Here is a 15,563-nt window from a genome sequence, read left to right on the forward strand (position 1 = left end):
TGAGGTGTCATTTCAGATGCTGTTCATCCAACAAAGAGGCTTTCAGCGCGGCCTGGCGCATGGCGTAGAGTCCTTCGATCCAGCTTCCGGGTTGCGCCTGAAAGTCGAGATCTTCACCGAAGATGCGGTAGTCACAGGTCAATTCTTCGCCAGGGCGAATATCGCGTAGAGCCTTCATCGCAAGCTGTCCATCACTTGAGATATAGTCGAGACAATTTGGGGTGTCGGCGTGATTCATAAAGCGAGCGTCATCGCTACAAAGAATGAAAACGTCGCGATTTGGTTCAAAATAGCTATAGTGGAAAAGCTGACGCTGTGCTTCTTCCGAGAGCGAGGCGATCTCTTCCAGCGTCAGAGCGAGATCGAAGCCCTGCTGAAAGCGCCAGATCAGGCTATCCCTGTAGAGGAATTGTGCAGCGAAGAGCCCAAGACCATGCACGGGACTGATTTGTAAACGTGTTTCTACCAGAAGCATACGACGTAATCCCCCCTCTTTTTGTACTATTCTGGGATGCGAATTTCAACCCTTCCTGCTTGCTCGTTCCAATGGGTATCCGTGTGAAGCAGGGTGCAGAGCCGTTGCATATTCTGTGCAATACAGGTGCGCTCAGCTCCTTGTGCTCGCAGTGCACGAAAATCTTCAATTACGGTAGGATAGAAAGCAACCTGGCGGATGACCTTCTGTTCGAGTGAGACAACAAAAATCCCACTATAGTCGTTTCGCTCTACCGGATCTATCGCGTAATCATCGATAAAGTCACCGGTACAGTAGAGTATAGGTTTCTGCCGATAGATCTCGATACCGCGAACGACATGCCCGGAATGACCGAAAATGATATCAGCGCCCGCATCAATCAGGGCATGTGCGAAGGGCGGATGCGTTTCAGGCGGCTCGTAGCCCCAGTTTGGACCCCAATGCAGCGAGATGATCAGCACATCAACAGTGGGCTTGACGCGCTCAATGCTCTGGAGAAGCCGCTGCGCCTGCTCTGAGTCGCTATCAATGGGAACGTAACAGGTGCCTGCTCTGGTCGAGGTAGCGGCCCAGGCGGGTTCATTATCTGTGCAGGCAAGCAAGCCAATGGTGGTAGAGCCGGCCTGCCACCTGACCGGGGCCGCCGCATCCTGAGTGTCATATCCGGCTCCGGCCGCATAAATACCGGCTTCACGCAGGAGCCTCAGCGTGTCATAGAGGCCCTCAACGGTGAAATCCAGGCTGTGGTTATTGGCGAGGGAAACGGCATTGATCCCGGCTGCCCGCAGGACGCGTACGTTTCGGGGATCAGAGCGGAAGTGAAATACTTTGGGTGTCTCGTTCCACGGCGTCTCATGCGAGGTGAGCGCACATTCGAGGTTGCAGAGGCGGACATCAGCGGCGTGGAACAGCGGCAGCGTGTCACCCCACGGATATTCTGGGGGGTGTGCGCGGAGCATATCGTTTACCAGGCGCCCGAGCATAACGTCACCGACAAAAAGTAGCTGAAATGACTCCTGTTGCATTGCAGCTCATGCTCCTCTCTCTCCATGTACTTCTTATGCAGTAGAAGAGCGATCGAAAAATGCTTTCGCTACGCTAAACACGCATTCGGGATGCACTATGGTGTCACCTTGCTTTCTGGTCTCGCTTTTTCTGAGAATGGAATGCACCTGTGAAGAGAGAAGCATTTCTGTATTTATTTCTATTATAGAAACCGAGCGAAATGTGATATATGTAATGGGAGAGACACTATTCATGCTGGTTGGTGGAAGCGATGAAGCACGCGCTTCTGCTTTGCTGATAGGTACAATAGGAGAGAGGAAGAGAAGAAGCTATGCAACCTCATTCCAGTTTTACTGGCCTGGGCATGGGTCTGGGCACCTTGTCGCGGCTGTCGTCGGCGCGAACCCGCTCGATCAGTCCCGAGAACCGTACTGGCGAAAAGGGCAAGGCCGCGATGGCGACAGAAGGAACGGGAGCCCGCGCTGCACGCGATCTCGGGCCTGGCTGGAAGGTTTCCCCTTCGATCGAGATTGCGCCGCATACGGTGGTAACGCTCGCGGATATTCAGGACAGTGGCGCTATTCAGCACATCTGGCTGACGACGCATCCACAGCATTGGCGCTCGCTGATCCTGCGTGCCTACTGGGATGACGAGGAGAGCCCGTCTATCGAGTGCCCGCTTGGTGACTTTTTCGCGAATGGTTGGTGCGAGCGCTGTAATGTCAGCTCGCTTCCTATCGCGGTGAACCCGGCTGGTGGCATGAACTCCTATTGGGAGATGCCCTTTCGGCAGCGGGCCCGTCTGACGCTGGAACAAACAGGCGAGCAGGCCGCGATTCTGTACTATCAGATCACGTACACACTGACCGAGGTGCCGGATGATCTGGCCTATTTTCACGCGCAATGGCGGCGTAGCAACCCGCTCCCCTACAAGGAGGTTCACACGCTGCTCGATGGTGTGCGCGGCATGGGGCACTATGTCGGCACGTATCTGGCCTGGCAGTCCAACTCGTGCGGCTGGTGGGGCGAGGGTGAAATCAAGTTCTATCTCGATGGCGACAAAGACTATCCGACGATTTGTAGCACGGGGACCGAGGATTATTTTGGCGGGGCCTGGAATTTTGAGCACCCCCAGGGTGAGTATGGCAGCTATTCCACGCCGTTCCTGGGCCTGCCGCAAGTGATTCGTCCCGATGGGCTCTATCGCAGTCAGCAGCGCTTCGGCCTGTATCGCTGGCATATCATGGATCCGATCCGCTTCGCTGAGGATCTTCGAGTGACCATTCAGGCGCTCGGGTGGCGAAGCGAGGGCCGTTATCTGCCTTTGCAGGATGATATCGCTTCTACTGCCTTCTGGTATCAGAACGAGCCACATGCTCCCTTCCCTGCTTTCCCTGAACTCGATGTGCTGGAAGTGATCTAAAGGCGCTTCTGTGGCGGCTGGATCTCTCTATTCCTGTCGCCACGGTTCTCCTCATGAGGGAGAGTTACGGTCCTTTTCTGTAATGGTGTTGAATACGTTCCTGATTTCCTGTTCTCTAAAAATGCGACAATGTATGCGAGATCACGACAGCTATAGATGAAGGTCTGGAAAACCATCTCTAAACTATTGCTTTTGGAATCATAGTAATGTATCCTCAGTTTATAGAGGAAAAATGCTTGTCTGGCACAAACATCCAGATCTTTTCGCATGCCCCTCCTGTTGTCGGTATGAGGAGAGATGATCATCTCGGGTGTTCTGGTGGGAAGGTCCGGTTCCCTCTGTGATGCGCAAGCTGCATTCTTGTTGTGTTGTAGTTATCGAGAAACGATGAGAAGCCCGATCACCTCTGTGACAGGGCGCTCTCGCTTCAAGCAAGGAGGCTTTTTCGATGATGACTATTGCTCGCCCTGGTCGTGCGCGGCGCGGCGTGCTCTTTGCTGCTTTCCTCTTGCTTTGCCTGTCTCTGACGGTTGGTATTGGAGCGCCGACCGCACAAGCAGCCGCGGCAAAGCCAAAATTTCAGATGAACTTTACGACTGATGACCCCTCGCTGGCATATACAGAATCCATGTTTCGGGAGCAGTTTGAAGAGGTCTACCCGAAGCTGGTCAAGCGGTTCAACCCCGACGCGCCGCGTACGGTGACGCTTCAGATCAAGTATGTGGATGGCGTGGCCTCAACTGATGGCGCGGTAACAACGATCAGCTCAAGCTACATGCACAGTCATAACGACCTGGCAGGCGTTTACACCCATGAGTTTATGCACACTGTTCAGGCGTACCCGGAATATGTCGTCTGGCTGACCGAAGGTATTGCTGACTATGTGCGCTCTGTCTATGGCCCGAAAGACGATCCCTGGTCCCTGCCAGCTACGGTGACGCCCGAGCAGTCTTACAAGCAGGGCTACGGCATCACGGCCCGCTTCCTGCTCTGGATGGAGAAGCATGTGCGCTCGACCATTGTGGATGATGCAAATCGGGTGTTGCATGCAGGAACCTATAGCGATGATGATTTTGTGACCTGGACCGGTCAAACGCTTGATTACTGGTGGTCCTACTACGTACAGCATCCCGAGATCTAACCGACCTGGTAAAGATACCACTGGAATCAAGCCCCTGTGCTACTTGATCGCTGTCGCTCCCGGGTATCGGGAACGGCAGCGATTCTTGATATATCCGATTCAAGGAATACCGTTTTCTCCCTTTCAGGTATTGCTTGAGTGCAGGGAAATAGAGGGAGATGGAGGTATAGTCATACTGCAAATAGCATTGACGAGAAAAGCCATTTTACTCTCGTTTATAGCTGCAACGCATTCTTTTATTTTTCTGGCATGGTAGTTGAAGTGACTGTCCGCTGTGGCAGTCAAGGAGGACGCATATGTCACATCTGGCTCAAAAGAGGCGCCTGCCCGTGCTTGCGCTTCTGTTCCTCTCACTCCTGGTCGTGGCTTGCGGCGGGAGCACGAACCAGACGGGCAATAATACGGGCAAAGCACCGGACGATCAGCAGATATTTGTGACCCCGATCACCGGTGTTTCCAATATTGCCACGTTTGATCCCGCGCGCGTTGGCGATACACCTTCTTCGAAAGCCGTCAATATGGTGTACACAGGCCTGGTTCAACTCAACAATAACCTTGAGGTCTATCCGCAGCTTGCGAAGGACTGGCAGCAGTCGGAGGACGGCCTGACCTGGACTTTCACGCTGAAGCCGGACACGAAGTTCAGCGATGGCTCGCCGCTCACCTCGAAGGACGTTGTCTACAGTATTGATAGAGCGTTTGATCCTGCTCTGAAGAATGCCGGAGCTGCGTTCTATCTGGGAAAGATTAAAGACTCCGAGAAGCGGATTGATGGAAGCCTGAAAAGCCTGATTAATCATAGTCTTTTCGCTCCTGATCCTCAAACCGTGAAAATCGTGACAAGTGTCAAAGCACCCTATTTCCTGCAAGCGCTGACCTATCCCTGCTCGTGGGTTGTCAATGAGAAGCTGGTGCAGAAGTACGGTATTGACAAGTGGACCGACCATATGACCGAGGCGGTGGGCGCCGGTCCCTTCATTGTGCAGAAATATCAGCCCGGCAATGAGATTGTGTTTGTCCCCAACCCGAACTACTATGGTGACAAGCCGCAAATCAAGAAGGTGGTCATGCCCTTCTATCGCGACACGAAGACCGTCTACAAGTCGTATGAGACCGGCCAGGTGCATGAGGCTCCTGTTCAGACGGCCAATATGGAGCAGGCGCGCCAGTTGCCGAAAAATCAGCTCAAGAGCGTGTTGCAGTTGAACACCTTCTACTATGTGATGAACTACCTGACTGTTCCCTTCAATAACCTCAAAGTTCGACAGGCGTTTGCACTGGCAATCGATAAGGAGAAGATCGCGCACAATGTCTATCATGACCGCGTCAAGGGGACGAACAACTTTGTGCCGAAGGGGCAGCCGGGGTATAACGAGAATATCACTGCTCCAGATGGTGAGAAGAGCGTGAAGGGGAATCCGCAGAAGGCGAAACAGCTCTTTGAGGAGGGGCTGAAGGAGCTCCATCTGACCCGCGATTCTCTGCCGAAGATCACCTTCACGGTCGCGACGAATGGGTCAATCGACGTGAAAAATGAACTGGAAGTCGTGCAATCTATGTGGAAAAGTGCGCTCGGAATCGAGGTCACTATTAATGATATGGACTTTAACCAGCGCAATTCCTATGTGAAGACCGGGAAAAACAATGCGAAAGGCCCGATGCTCTGGTCAACCGGGTGGGCCGCCGACTATCCCGATCCGCAGGACTGGCTCGACCTCTTCCTTGATGATCCCGATGGCGGAAACAGCACCAATTTCGCACATAACAATTCTGATACGCTGAAGCAGCAACAGGATATTCAGGCGCTCATCAAGAAAGCAGACGAGACGATGAATACCGATGAGCGTATGAAGCTCTACAATCAGGCAGAGCAGCAGCTTATCAATGATGTAGCACTGATCCCCATTTATCAGAAGCTCGGCTACACGGTGCGCAAGCCGTGCGTGGTGGGCCTGACCGATAATGCACAGGGAATTGTGCCACCAAACGACTGGGCGCATGTCTACATCTCGAATGAGACACCCTGTGCTCGTACCGAGAAATACCGCTAACGCCTCTCTGGAAGCGTCCCGAGGGAGAATGGAATAGTCTGTTCTCCCTTTTTTGTTTCCCCGGGCCCTGTTTGACAGGAGCTGCCTTTTTCGTCTATGATAATGACTGACCGGTCAGTTATTAAAAAGAGGACATGGAGAAGAAAGGAGTCAAGGGCATGACGCTGGCTAAACAGCGGCCTCGAGGGCTGACGCGGCTTCTGGCAAAGCTTCCGCTGTTATTGTATCGGGTAGGGCTTGGGTGGCTGCTCGGGAAGCTCTTTGTGCAGATAACTCATCGAGGGCGGAAGAGTGGTCGAATCCGCCAGACGGTGCTGGAAGTGCTGCGATACGACCGCCGGACGCATGAGGTGGTGGTGGTCTCGGGCTGGCAGGGACGGACCGACTGGTATCGCAATATTCAGCGCGAGCCCGCGTTATGGGTTACGATCGGGCGGATCTCCTATAGACCTGCTCAGGAACTGTTGTCTCCTGAAGAGACGTACGCCGTTGTGCGCGAGGTGCTGCGGCGCCGACCCCGCGAGGCAAAGGCGCTCGGGGCGGTTCTGGGTATCGATTTTACCGCTCCTGATGCCGAAGCGCAGGTTACTCGTTTGTTTCGGGGCGTGCGTTTCTGGCCCGCGTATCTGTCGAGGCAGGACGATAAATGAAGGTTTTGAAGTGGGTACAGGTGTGCCAACCCAGGCGACGATAGAGCGGAAACCCCATCGGTGTGGCCTGAAGCGTGGCATAGCGGTGCCCGGCCTGACGCGCTTCCTGCATGGCAGCTCTTGTGATCGCTGTCCCGATGCCGAGCCGCCTGGCATGCGGAACCGTGGCGATTCCATAGAGCCCGACCGTTCCGCCGCCTTCGACCAGCAGGGTGGTGGCGACTGGCTCGTTGTTTTTGAACCCGAGGAAGAAACGGAGCGAACGATCAGGAGAGAAACCGTACCGCCTGTAGAGCCCATTGAAGACCTGTTGCAGTGCTTCGGGGAAGCCAAAACCGGTGCAGAGCACAGAGAGCCAGGAAGCGAGCATGCTGTTTTCTGTCACCTCGCGCACGCTCACAGTGGAGGCGGGCGCGCGCCATCGGGCCAGGTCGATTGCCATGCCGGGTACCTCTTCATCAAGCGACCAGCCACGCTGAGTCAGGCGCTGTTCCAGATCGTTGGGGCGCGTGGAGGGACCGACCAGGCAGGTAACGGCAGCCTGACGGGCACGGGCCTCGCGCTCGATTATTGCTAGAATAGTGTCGGCCTCTTCGGGTGCGCAGTGGAAGCGAGAGACGCCATTACAGAGCGCCAGCTTGCTTGCTGAAAAGAAGGCGGTATAGCGCGCGTCCCGATGAAAATCGGCCTCTAAAGCGCGTCCCAGTCGTTCGTATGCGTCTAGCAGGTTGGCCTCGATCGCGTGCACAAGTGCGTTCTGCATAGCTCCCTCCGGTAGCTGGCTGTCTCTCTCTCTTGTATTGTATGCCTGTGGTTCCAATGCTTCCCCTGCACCGGGTAAAAATGCGTACAGAGGAAGCAAAGGTTCTACTTCATTTCGATGAGGACGCCTTCATTCGGGCGCAAGCGAATCTCGGTGAGCGAGATGTCTTCTTCCCGATCCAGGTGCGTCGAGAGGCGAATGACGCCCTGCTGCTGCCCGGGAAGCGTGACGAGCTGCTCTTCATTCGAGAAGTTGAGCGCAATCAAGCAGGTTTGCGCGCCATGCTGGCGCAGGTAGACGATGCAAGACGCGTTCTCCTGATCGATCGTTTGCTGCGTGCCGATACGGAGCGCCTCCGACGAGCGCCGCACTTCGAGCAGCCGCTTCACAAGCGTGAGCATGGAGTGCGGATCTTTCTGCTCGACTGCCACATTACAGGTGTCGGCATCGCTGGATACGGGCAGCCAGGGCGTGACGCCTTCGGGGCAGAAACCTGCCGCATAGCTGGCATCCCATTGCATCGGGGTGCGCTCAGGATCGCGGCTGTAGAGCGGGTTTTCCTTGCCCTGTGGGTCATGCATCAGCTCCGGCGGAATGGGAACATGCTGCATGCCGAGCTCGTCGCCGTAGTAGCAGGTTGGTGTGCCGCGCAGGGTCAGGAGCAACATCTGAGCGATGCGTGCCTGCTCGCGTCCTACCCGGGCCGCGATGCGTGGTTTATCGTGGTTACCGAGCACCCAGTTTGGCCATGCGCCCGCTGGTAGAGCAGCTTCGTAGTCATCGATGGTCTTGCGAATAATGCTTGCTTCCCAGGTGGGGAGCGTGACAAGCTGGAAGTTGAAGGGAAGATGTGCTTCGTCTAGCTGCTCGCCATAATAGGACATCAGGCGCGGCACGGGCAGGTAGATTTCGCCGATCATCACCCGATCCCCGAACTCGTCCAGCACGGAACGCATCTTCTGCACCAGCGCGTGAATGCCCGGCTGATCTTCGGTGTAACGAGGAATCAGGCGAGTAAAGGAGGGATCGCCTGGCTTCCAGTCGGGGTTGACAGGATTGTCGCGGAACTGTTCATCTTTGAGCAGCAGCCAGAGCACGTCCACGCGGAAGCCGTCAATGCCGCGTTTGAGCCAAAAGCGCAATACATCATACATTGCTTCCTGTACCGCTGGATTGCGCCAGTTCAGGTCCGGCTGCTTGACATCGAACAGGTGCAGATAGTATTGCCCGGTCTGTTCGTCGAACTGCCAGGCCGAGCCGCCAAAGTGACTGGTCCAGTTGTTGGGTGGACCGCCATCAGGAGCGGGATCACGCCAGATATACCAGTCGCGTTTTGGGTTGTCGCGGCTGGAGCGCGATTCCTGAAACCAGGGGTGTTCGTCGGAGGTGTGGTTTGGCACGAAATCCAGCAGGACCTTGAGGTTTCGCTTGTGTGCCTGCTCAATCAGCGTATCCATATCTGCCAGAGTGCCAAAGAGCGGGTGAACATCCGTATAATTGCTGATGTCGTAGCCAAAATCAGCCATAGGGGATGGGTACATTGGTGAGAGCCAGATAGCGTCAACACCGAGCCAGCGGAGATAATCCAGTTTTTGTGTAATGCCGGGAAGATCCCCCACGCCGTCCCCGTTGCCATCGGCGAAGCTGCGCGGGTAGATCTGATAGATCACGCTTGTTTGCCACCAGGACTGTGACATTCGTTACGGGCTTCCTTTCTGTCTTGCTATCGCATTGATATATTCTTATACTATAACCACTGCAATGGAAAAAAGCAACGAGATTGCAGCAATACTGTGTGTCTCCGCTTCAATGCGAGAGGGAAGCGCTTCTACAGGAGCGGGGGGCGCGAAGAAGCAAACAGAGAAGGGAGCCGATGTGACTCCCTTCCCTGCCTTGCTGAGCGAGAACAGCGATCGATATCGCCACTGTTCTGCGGCTGTATCAGGCGAGCAGCGGCGATATGCGAGCGTTCAGGCTCAGGTGCGAGTGCTGTTTTTCCTCACCCCTTCGATGAGTCTCCCGAATCGGGCTTGACCGGCGATTTGCGCAGAGAGATCATTTTCTGGATGACCATGAAGATCAGCGAAATGATCGTCTGCACCGCGATGCTGGCGTTCAGCGTGGCCGTGGTGGAGGCGTCGTAGTGATGCCGATACCACAGCGCGTAGACCATCGCTCCGTTGTAGCTACAGAAGCTCCCCAGGAGCGTGATCCCGATCGTTGCCAGGATCCTGCGAGCCCAACGGTGTTCCCTGCGAGACGGCGGGTACCTGTGGACGCTGATGAAGTCCATCCAGCCGTCTGTGAGGGTCCGTCCGCAGCTGAGCAGAGACGGGAGAAGCGATCCCCCGTACAGCACGACGGCTGCGAGACCTGTCGGCCTGTCTTGCGCCCCCACGCCGAACAGAAGCGGCAGGAAGAAAAGCAGCAGACCGGTCAGGCCGGGCAGCAGCCCCACGAGCAGGAGCAGCCCGACGACGGGGTGCATCCCCCGAAGTCGCCACCGCTCTTTGCGCCACAGCGAGCGAAACGCTGTGAGGTAGTCCCGCCACACCTGTATGTTCTGTGCGACGATCAGCAGCGGACGGAATGCCCATTTGCTCAGCGACTGCACCCCGTTGCTGATGACCAGGATCGCGGGGGCCGAGGCTGCGAAGAAGCCCCCGTACCACTCTCCGCTCTTGATGCCGATGAAGTTGCTGACGACCGGGCTGAGCGATCCGATGCCCAGGGCGGTCAGCAGCCCCCATCCCCACTTGACGTCGTGCAGCGGGGAACGGTTCTCCCGTCGCGTGAACGACAGCCAGCCGTTGAAGAGCACGCCCGAGGCCTCGATGAGCGGCGGAGCCAGGAAGAAGTATCCCTGGACGAATGCTCCGAAGCTCGTTTTGTCTCCGTTGGCTCCCACCCCTTTCAGAAGGGGAATGAGAAAGACACCGATCCCCGTGGCGGTGAGCAGCAGACAGAGGCCGACAACGGCCTGTACGAACCAGTGTGCGGATGCTCCTCGTGAGCGATCCAACCGCGCAATCATTGGGATCCTTCCGTTGAAGTTGGCGGTTCGGGTTGTACGTTCCTGCTGAATAGGAGGTACGTACTTTTATGCTGTTCGTCTGTGCTGTTCGTCCGGTCAGTTTGTCGTAGGTTGACTCCTTTGCGTTGGTGATAGTATGCGCGATGCATCTGAACAGGCGAGCTGTCGTCAGGTCGTGTAGAAAGTGATACAGCGATCCCTCAGGAGCGTTTCGCTCTCGTTCGCCCGAGTGACAGCGCGTTCGATGGTGCATAGCGACGATTCCATTGACGCTTGTATTGTATCAAGCATAATTGCAAATTACCAGGAGAACTATTCCATGCGGAATGGAATATAGGAGAAAATACTTATATGTGTACCCCTTTATAGGTATGGGTTCCTCTGGATTGCAGCCTGCAAGGAGCACACACGAAAGGGGAAGAGACGGTAGAATGGAGAACAGGTTGCGCAGTCATGAGACCACGCAGCCTGCTTTTTTCTGTCTGAGGAGAAGATAGGGAAGTCTGGAATCCGGGCGTGCGTCCTTTACCCTTCCTCGTTTACACTGAGGCAGGTTGTTCCACAACTCTTATAGCAGGTGTTCGCCGTTGCCAGCGCGACCGGCTGTATGTCGCTGGATGGAGCGCTGACCCGAATATCGAGCTCAAAGTCATCTTCAACAGGAGTGTCATGTTCCAGTTCGATCAGGGCTTGTTCCATAGCGTTTCTCCTTTCCTTGTAAAAGACATCGCTCGTTAGTGTTGCGGGCAGTGGTAGAGCGTTTCGCAACCGGGATTGCAGGAGTTAAACGTTGCCAGTGCGGTTGGTTGCGCATCGCTGGCCGGGGCGCTGACCCGAATATCGAGCTCGAATTCGTCCTCGAAGGCAGCTTCCTGTGTCAGTTCGATCAGGGCTTGTTCCATAGCGTTTCTCCCCTCTCCTTTAAGAGAATATTCATTTTAAGTAAGTATACACTGTTTTTATGATTTTTTCCAGACTCAAACATATCTGGATTGAAATTAGAGAGATACAGGAGTAAAGCGCTTGTGTAAGCTGAACCTTATTTTGTAGAAATAAAGCTGGCTGGCGCTATATAGGTGCCATTCTGTTTTGCATAATGAATGCTTCCATGCAAGCGAAACAGGAGACAATAGCACGGTGCTGCCGAAATGCGCCGGTGATGCGGCTTGTCAATGAAGCAGAAGAGCCAGGTGCCACTTGTTTTTTCTGCTTGCTTCGGGTATGCTGGTACTGAATGCGAGTGGCGAGAGAGGTGCAGAAGAGGCAAGGGAGGGAGCGCGGATGATGGGAACCCGGGGAGAAACATCGATGAGCGTCGCCGACTATTTGCGGCTTGATCGAGCTAGTGAGGGCGTGCGCTATGAGTATCTGGACGGTCGGGTGTACGCGCTGACGGGCGGGACTATTGCCCATGCTCGTATTGCCTCAATTTTACGAAATTGCTGGATACGCATCTACAAGGGAGCCCCTGTCGGTTCTATACCTCAGATGTGCGGGTGCAACTGGCTGCGTCCCGGTATGTGTATCCCGATGTGACGGTGAGTTGTGCGGAAAGGGACTGGCAAGAGCAGGAAGACACAATTCAGGCTCCTCGTCTGGTGATTGAGGTGCTTTCACCGAGCACAGAGGCCTATGATCGCGGCAAGAAGTCGGGCGTGCCCTTCCATCGAAGTGTATCTATTGTTAAGTGCGACAGAACGCGTAAGTAGAGAGATTTCGGCGTCGGGGCGAGATGTGGAGTTATCGGCGTTGTACAGGTGAAGATGCGGTAATCTGTGCCTGTGTGAAGGGGACGTTTGCGCCGGATGCAATCTATGAATATGTGACCTTCTCGTCGGGAGGTGCCTGAGCCCGCGCCGGATGCGCTATGAGCGGTCGCGTTTTGTTATTGTATGGCTGAGTGTTTGTGCTACCCTATCCTCAGCCCTTCTCTGGAACAGGATGCAGCTTATGTCATCAGCAGAATCCACCTTGACCTATACGTCTCCCACAACCATACAGCAGCGTGTCTGGCAGCCCTTGCTTGAGGAGCCGCTTCGTCAGCGGGCACTGGAAGCTGCTCGATATGTTGCGCTGCGCATGGTCGACCCGGAGGTTATTCAGCAGCAGGCCGCACAGGCAAGCAAGCAGATGAGTGAACCTGCTCCCTGGCTGCCGTCTGCGCTGTCGTCGGGCGTGTGTGGGGTTGCGCTGCTGCACGGCTTTCTGGCTCATCACTTCCCTGAACATGAGCAGTATGTCCAGCGCCTGCTTCACCATGCTGCAATGAGTACCCGTGAGCAGCCGATCCAGTCTCCAGGCCTTTTCGCGGGGACTACCTCTCTGCTGATTACGCTGAACCTGCTCAGTAATGGGGGCAAGCGCTATCAGAAGACGCTGGCAGGCTTGCGCAAGGCGCTCTTTGAACAGATAGAGCAGCAAAGGTACTGGAGGTATGGGCCGGAGCGTGTTGCTGAATATGATTATGATGTCATTTCCGGTGCATCGGGTGTGCTGGCCTGTCTGGTTATGGGCCCGCTCGCCGACGAACTGACACAGCAGATGATCGCGCGCCTGATTGACTACCTGATCTGGCTGTTGGAGCCGCACCAGAGATATGGAGAGGAGCGCTGGTGTATCAAGCCTGAGGCGATCATCTCGCCGAGCTTGCGCGCGCAGCATCGGCAGGGCTATTTCAATTGTGGGCTGGCACACGGACTTCCCGGGCCGCTTGCTGCCCTGTCGCTGGCCTACCTGGCTGGTTATCGCTATCCCCGGATCTCTGATGCCATCGCTAGCGCCGCCGACTGGCTGGCCGTGCATCGCCTGGACGATGAGTGGGGGGTGAACTGGCCCGCGGTGGTACCTATCGAGGTGGCGACACCTCACGGGGCCTGGGCGCACTTGCCGGTGGCTCGGGCTGGCTGGTGTTATGGCGCTCCGGGAGTGGCTCGAAGCCTCTGGCTTGCCGGGCATGTCCTGGAAGAAAGGGCAATCCAGCGGCTGGCAATCATGGGAATCGAGGCCGTGATGCAGCGTCCTCCTGAGCAGCGCATGCTTCTCTCTCCGACGCTCTGTCATGGCGTTGCCGGGCTGCTTCAGATCTGCCTGCGCTTTGCCCATGAGAGCGAGAGCATCCTTGTTCGCGAGCAGATCCCGGCGCTTGTACGGCAGATTCTTGACACCTTCAATCCGGATTTTCCCCTCGGCTTTCGCGATGTGGAGAGGCCGGGTGTCGCGGTCGATCAGCCTTCATGGCTGGAAGGCGCTCCGGGCGTGGCGATGGCTCTGCTGGCGGCGGCAACCGAGATTCCCCCGATCTGGGATCGCATTTTGCTTATTTCCTGAGAAAAGGAGAGAAAAGGGTACATGACGGAAGGACTGTATGCACCCGCTGACTTTTTCATGCTGCGAGCGCCTGCCCTGCCTGCTGAGGTGTTCCTTCGGCTTTCCGAGACGGCTGAAGACAGAGAGGCCTGCTATCGTCTGTTGCGCGAGCTTGCCGAGCAGCCTCACTGTGCGCTTGCTCTGGCGGTAGCAAGCCCCTCGCTCTGGCAGACGATCCAGCGGCTTCCTCAGGCGAAGCCTGCGGCGGCGAAACGCGCTTATGCCGGGCTGCTGCGCTACCTGATTCGGATGAGCACGCGCCCGACGCCCTTTGGCCTGTTCTCAGGCGTCACAACGGGCACGTTTGCCGATGAGACCCGGCTGACCCTGGCCTCTCCTCCAGTGCAGCGCTTTCGCACCCGACCCGATATGGACTGGTTGCTTGCCCTTCTACAGCAGGCGGAGGGGGCGAAGGAGGTCGTGACACAGCTCAAGGTGAGAGCGAATCAGACGGCTTATCTTGCGGGGGGACGCCTGCGCCTGCCCTACGCCGATACCTACGGGCAGCGAGATAACCGCTCGATCTCGCTACGAGCTACTTCCGTTGTGCTCAAGGCGCTGGAACTGGCGGTGCAGCCCATTCCTTATACAGAATTGCAGGCGGCGCTGCTTCGGGCCTTTCCTCAGGCGAAGCCATCGCAGGTTGAGCGCTTGTTGTGGCAGCTCTGGGAGCACCACTTTTTAATCAGCGACCTGCATCCTCCCCTGACTGATGCTCGCCCCGCTGCCTATCTTGCCCGTCAGCTCGCCGCGCTCAAGGGAGTTGAAACGCTTCACGACGGTTTGCAGGCTGTTTTACAACAGACAAGCGAGTTCGATGCAGCCGGAAATGCAGCCAGCATCGAGCAGCTTCGGCAGGTTGAGGCACGACAGGCGAGCCTTGTTCCCGAGGCGCAGGAGAAGGCCCGGGTTCAGCTTGACGCGGCTCTTCGCCTGCACGAGACGACGCTTCATCAACAGATCGGGGTGGCCGCCGCTCGCGCCGCTGAACTCCTGCTGCGCCTGACGCCGTTTTATGAGGGATTGCCTCATCTCAAAGAGTATCGTCTGTTCTTTCTTGAAACCTATGGGGAGGGGGTTGAGGTGCCGCTGCTTGACCTCTTGCACCCGGAACAGGGCCTCGACGCGCCTCCCGGCTACGATCAGCCTCGGCGCTCCTATCCGCTCCCACCCGGCCCGAACGCCCCCGACACCCGAAAATGGGATGAGCAGCTTCAGGCGCTGGTTGCGGAAACGATCAACCGTCAGAGTGTGGAGCTGGAGCTGACCGAAGCGCTGCTGAAGCGGCTTGAGCGCTGGTCTCCGGTCGCGGAACAGGCTCCGCTCTCGCTGGAAATCTATCTACAGGTGCATGCGGCGTCGCGTGAGGCGCTGGACAATGGCGAGTGGTGCGTGGTGCTCGGGCCGAATTGGGGTTCTCCTAACGCCGGGCGCACGTTTGGACGCTTCTTTGATCTGCTGGATGAGGAGGGGATGCGACATCTACAGCAGTTGACCGAGCGTGAAGAGGCGCTTCAGCCCGATGTGATCTTTGCCGAGTTGAGCTATCAGCCACGCGAGGCCCGAATGGCGAATGTGGCGCTTCGGCCTCCACTGCGGCGCTACGAAATCGCGGTCGGGACGACACCCTCTGTGCCTCCCGAGCGGGTGATCTC

At 56.4% G+C, this 15,563-nt stretch carries 17 protein-coding genes; 10 read left to right on the plus strand and 7 right to left on the minus strand.

Annotated elements, in window-relative coordinates; translation table 11 throughout:
- Positions 1-7: 7 nt before the first annotated feature.
- Both EI42_RS15135 and EI42_RS15140 read right to left on the minus strand, forming a co-directional pair.
- Positions 8-475: an SET domain-containing protein gene (locus tag EI42_RS15135; protein WP_111323442.1), complete on the minus strand. Its 468-nt coding sequence runs from the start codon at positions 473-475 to the stop codon at positions 8-10.
- Positions 476-501: 26 nt separating this feature from the next.
- On the minus strand, positions 502-1,500 hold the full coding sequence (locus EI42_RS15140; RefSeq protein WP_111323444.1) for a CapA family protein: 999 nt from the start codon (positions 1,498-1,500) through the stop codon (positions 502-504).
- Positions 1,501-1,811: 311 nt separating this feature from the next.
- Between EI42_RS15140 and EI42_RS15145 the strand changes: the two genes are divergently transcribed.
- From EI42_RS15145 to EI42_RS15165, 4 genes are all read left to right on the plus strand, one after another.
- Positions 1,812-2,903 carry a glycoside hydrolase family 172 protein gene (locus EI42_RS15145; RefSeq protein ID WP_111323446.1) on the plus strand — a complete coding sequence of 364 codons (1,092 nt, stop codon included), beginning with the start codon at positions 1,812-1,814 and terminating at the stop codon, positions 2,901-2,903.
- A 448-nt stretch (positions 2,904-3,351) separates the two neighbouring features.
- Positions 3,352-4,044 (plus strand): basic secretory protein-like protein, encoded by a 693-nt coding sequence (locus EI42_RS15155; RefSeq protein ID WP_111323450.1) that lies wholly within the window; start codon positions 3,352-3,354, stop codon positions 4,042-4,044.
- A gap of 296 nt (positions 4,045-4,340) precedes the next feature.
- On the plus strand, positions 4,341-6,095 hold the full coding sequence (locus EI42_RS15160; RefSeq protein WP_111323451.1) for a peptide ABC transporter substrate-binding protein: 1,755 nt from the start codon (positions 4,341-4,343) through the stop codon (positions 6,093-6,095).
- Between the two features lie 158 nt (positions 6,096-6,253).
- Entirely contained in the window at positions 6,254-6,745 is a 492-nt protein-coding gene (locus tag EI42_RS15165) for a nitroreductase family deazaflavin-dependent oxidoreductase (protein WP_170142644.1), read from the plus strand.
- Here the strand turns inward: EI42_RS15165 and EI42_RS15170 are convergent.
- The gene (locus EI42_RS15170) at positions 6,681-7,508 is read right to left on the minus strand and encodes a GNAT family N-acetyltransferase (RefSeq protein ID WP_111323453.1); all 828 of its coding nucleotides are present in this window, start codon (positions 7,506-7,508) and stop codon (positions 6,681-6,683) included. The two genes, EI42_RS15165 and EI42_RS15170, sit on opposite strands and share 65 nt — an antisense overlap.
- Before the next feature lie 104 nt (positions 7,509-7,612).
- Positions 7,613-9,205 (minus strand): alpha-amylase family glycosyl hydrolase, encoded by a 1,593-nt coding sequence (locus EI42_RS15175; RefSeq protein ID WP_111323454.1) that lies wholly within the window; start codon positions 9,203-9,205, stop codon positions 7,613-7,615.
- Positions 9,206-9,317: 112 nt separating this feature from the next.
- On the opposite strand from EI42_RS15175, the gene EI42_RS33280 reads away from it, so the two are divergent.
- On the plus strand, positions 9,318-9,542 hold the full coding sequence (locus tag EI42_RS33280) for a hypothetical protein (RefSeq protein WP_211326183.1): 225 nt from the start codon (positions 9,318-9,320) through the stop codon (positions 9,540-9,542).
- Here EI42_RS33280 and EI42_RS31920 read toward each other — a convergent pair.
- A complete protein-coding gene (locus tag EI42_RS31920) occupies positions 9,508-9,801 on the minus strand; it encodes a hypothetical protein (protein ID WP_137686002.1) in 294 nt (97 codons plus the stop codon). The two genes, EI42_RS33280 and EI42_RS31920, sit on opposite strands and share 35 nt — an antisense overlap.
- Here EI42_RS31920 and EI42_RS31925 point away from each other — a divergent pair.
- Positions 9,781-10,521 carry a hypothetical protein gene (locus EI42_RS31925; RefSeq protein WP_137686001.1) on the plus strand — a complete coding sequence of 247 codons (741 nt, stop codon included), beginning with the start codon at positions 9,781-9,783 and terminating at the stop codon, positions 10,519-10,521. The two genes, EI42_RS31920 and EI42_RS31925, sit on opposite strands and share 21 nt — an antisense overlap.
- 546 nt (positions 10,522-11,067) lie before the next feature.
- Here EI42_RS31925 and EI42_RS32540 read toward each other — a convergent pair.
- Together EI42_RS32540 and EI42_RS32545 are read right to left on the minus strand one after the other, a co-directional pair.
- The gene (locus tag EI42_RS32540) at positions 11,068-11,241 is read right to left on the minus strand and encodes an FDLD family class I lanthipeptide (RefSeq protein ID WP_170142645.1); all 174 of its coding nucleotides are present in this window, start codon (positions 11,239-11,241) and stop codon (positions 11,068-11,070) included.
- Positions 11,242-11,276: 35 nt separating this feature from the next.
- Positions 11,277-11,444 carry a hypothetical protein gene (locus tag EI42_RS32545; protein ID WP_170142646.1) on the minus strand — a complete coding sequence of 56 codons (168 nt, stop codon included), beginning with the start codon at positions 11,442-11,444 and terminating at the stop codon, positions 11,277-11,279.
- 295 nt (positions 11,445-11,739) lie between these two features.
- Here EI42_RS32545 and EI42_RS32550 point away from each other — a divergent pair, with 295 nt between their 5' ends.
- The 4 genes from EI42_RS32550 to EI42_RS15195 all read left to right on the plus strand — a co-directional run.
- Positions 11,740-12,078: a PDDEXK family nuclease gene (locus EI42_RS32550; protein WP_137686000.1), complete on the plus strand. Its 339-nt coding sequence runs from the start codon at positions 11,740-11,742 to the stop codon at positions 12,076-12,078.
- Complete coding sequence (locus EI42_RS34885) at positions 11,982-12,251, plus strand: Uma2 family endonuclease (protein WP_111323456.1); 270 nt, start codon at positions 11,982-11,984, stop codon at positions 12,249-12,251. Before EI42_RS32550 ends, EI42_RS34885 begins: the two co-directional genes overlap by 97 nt.
- Before the next feature lie 241 nt (positions 12,252-12,492).
- Positions 12,493-13,869 carry a lanthionine synthetase C family protein gene (locus EI42_RS15190; protein ID WP_170142647.1) on the plus strand — a complete coding sequence of 459 codons (1,377 nt, stop codon included), beginning with the start codon at positions 12,493-12,495 and terminating at the stop codon, positions 13,867-13,869.
- A 21-nt stretch (positions 13,870-13,890) separates the two neighbouring features.
- Positions 13,891-15,563: lantibiotic dehydratase family protein (locus EI42_RS15195; protein WP_170142648.1), on the plus strand; the 1,673-nt coding region annotated here is incomplete at its 3' end.

It is taken from the genome of Thermosporothrix hazakensis (assembly GCF_003253565.1).
GTDB classification, from domain to species: domain Bacteria; phylum Chloroflexota; class Ktedonobacteria; order Ktedonobacterales; family Ktedonobacteraceae; genus Thermosporothrix; species Thermosporothrix hazakensis.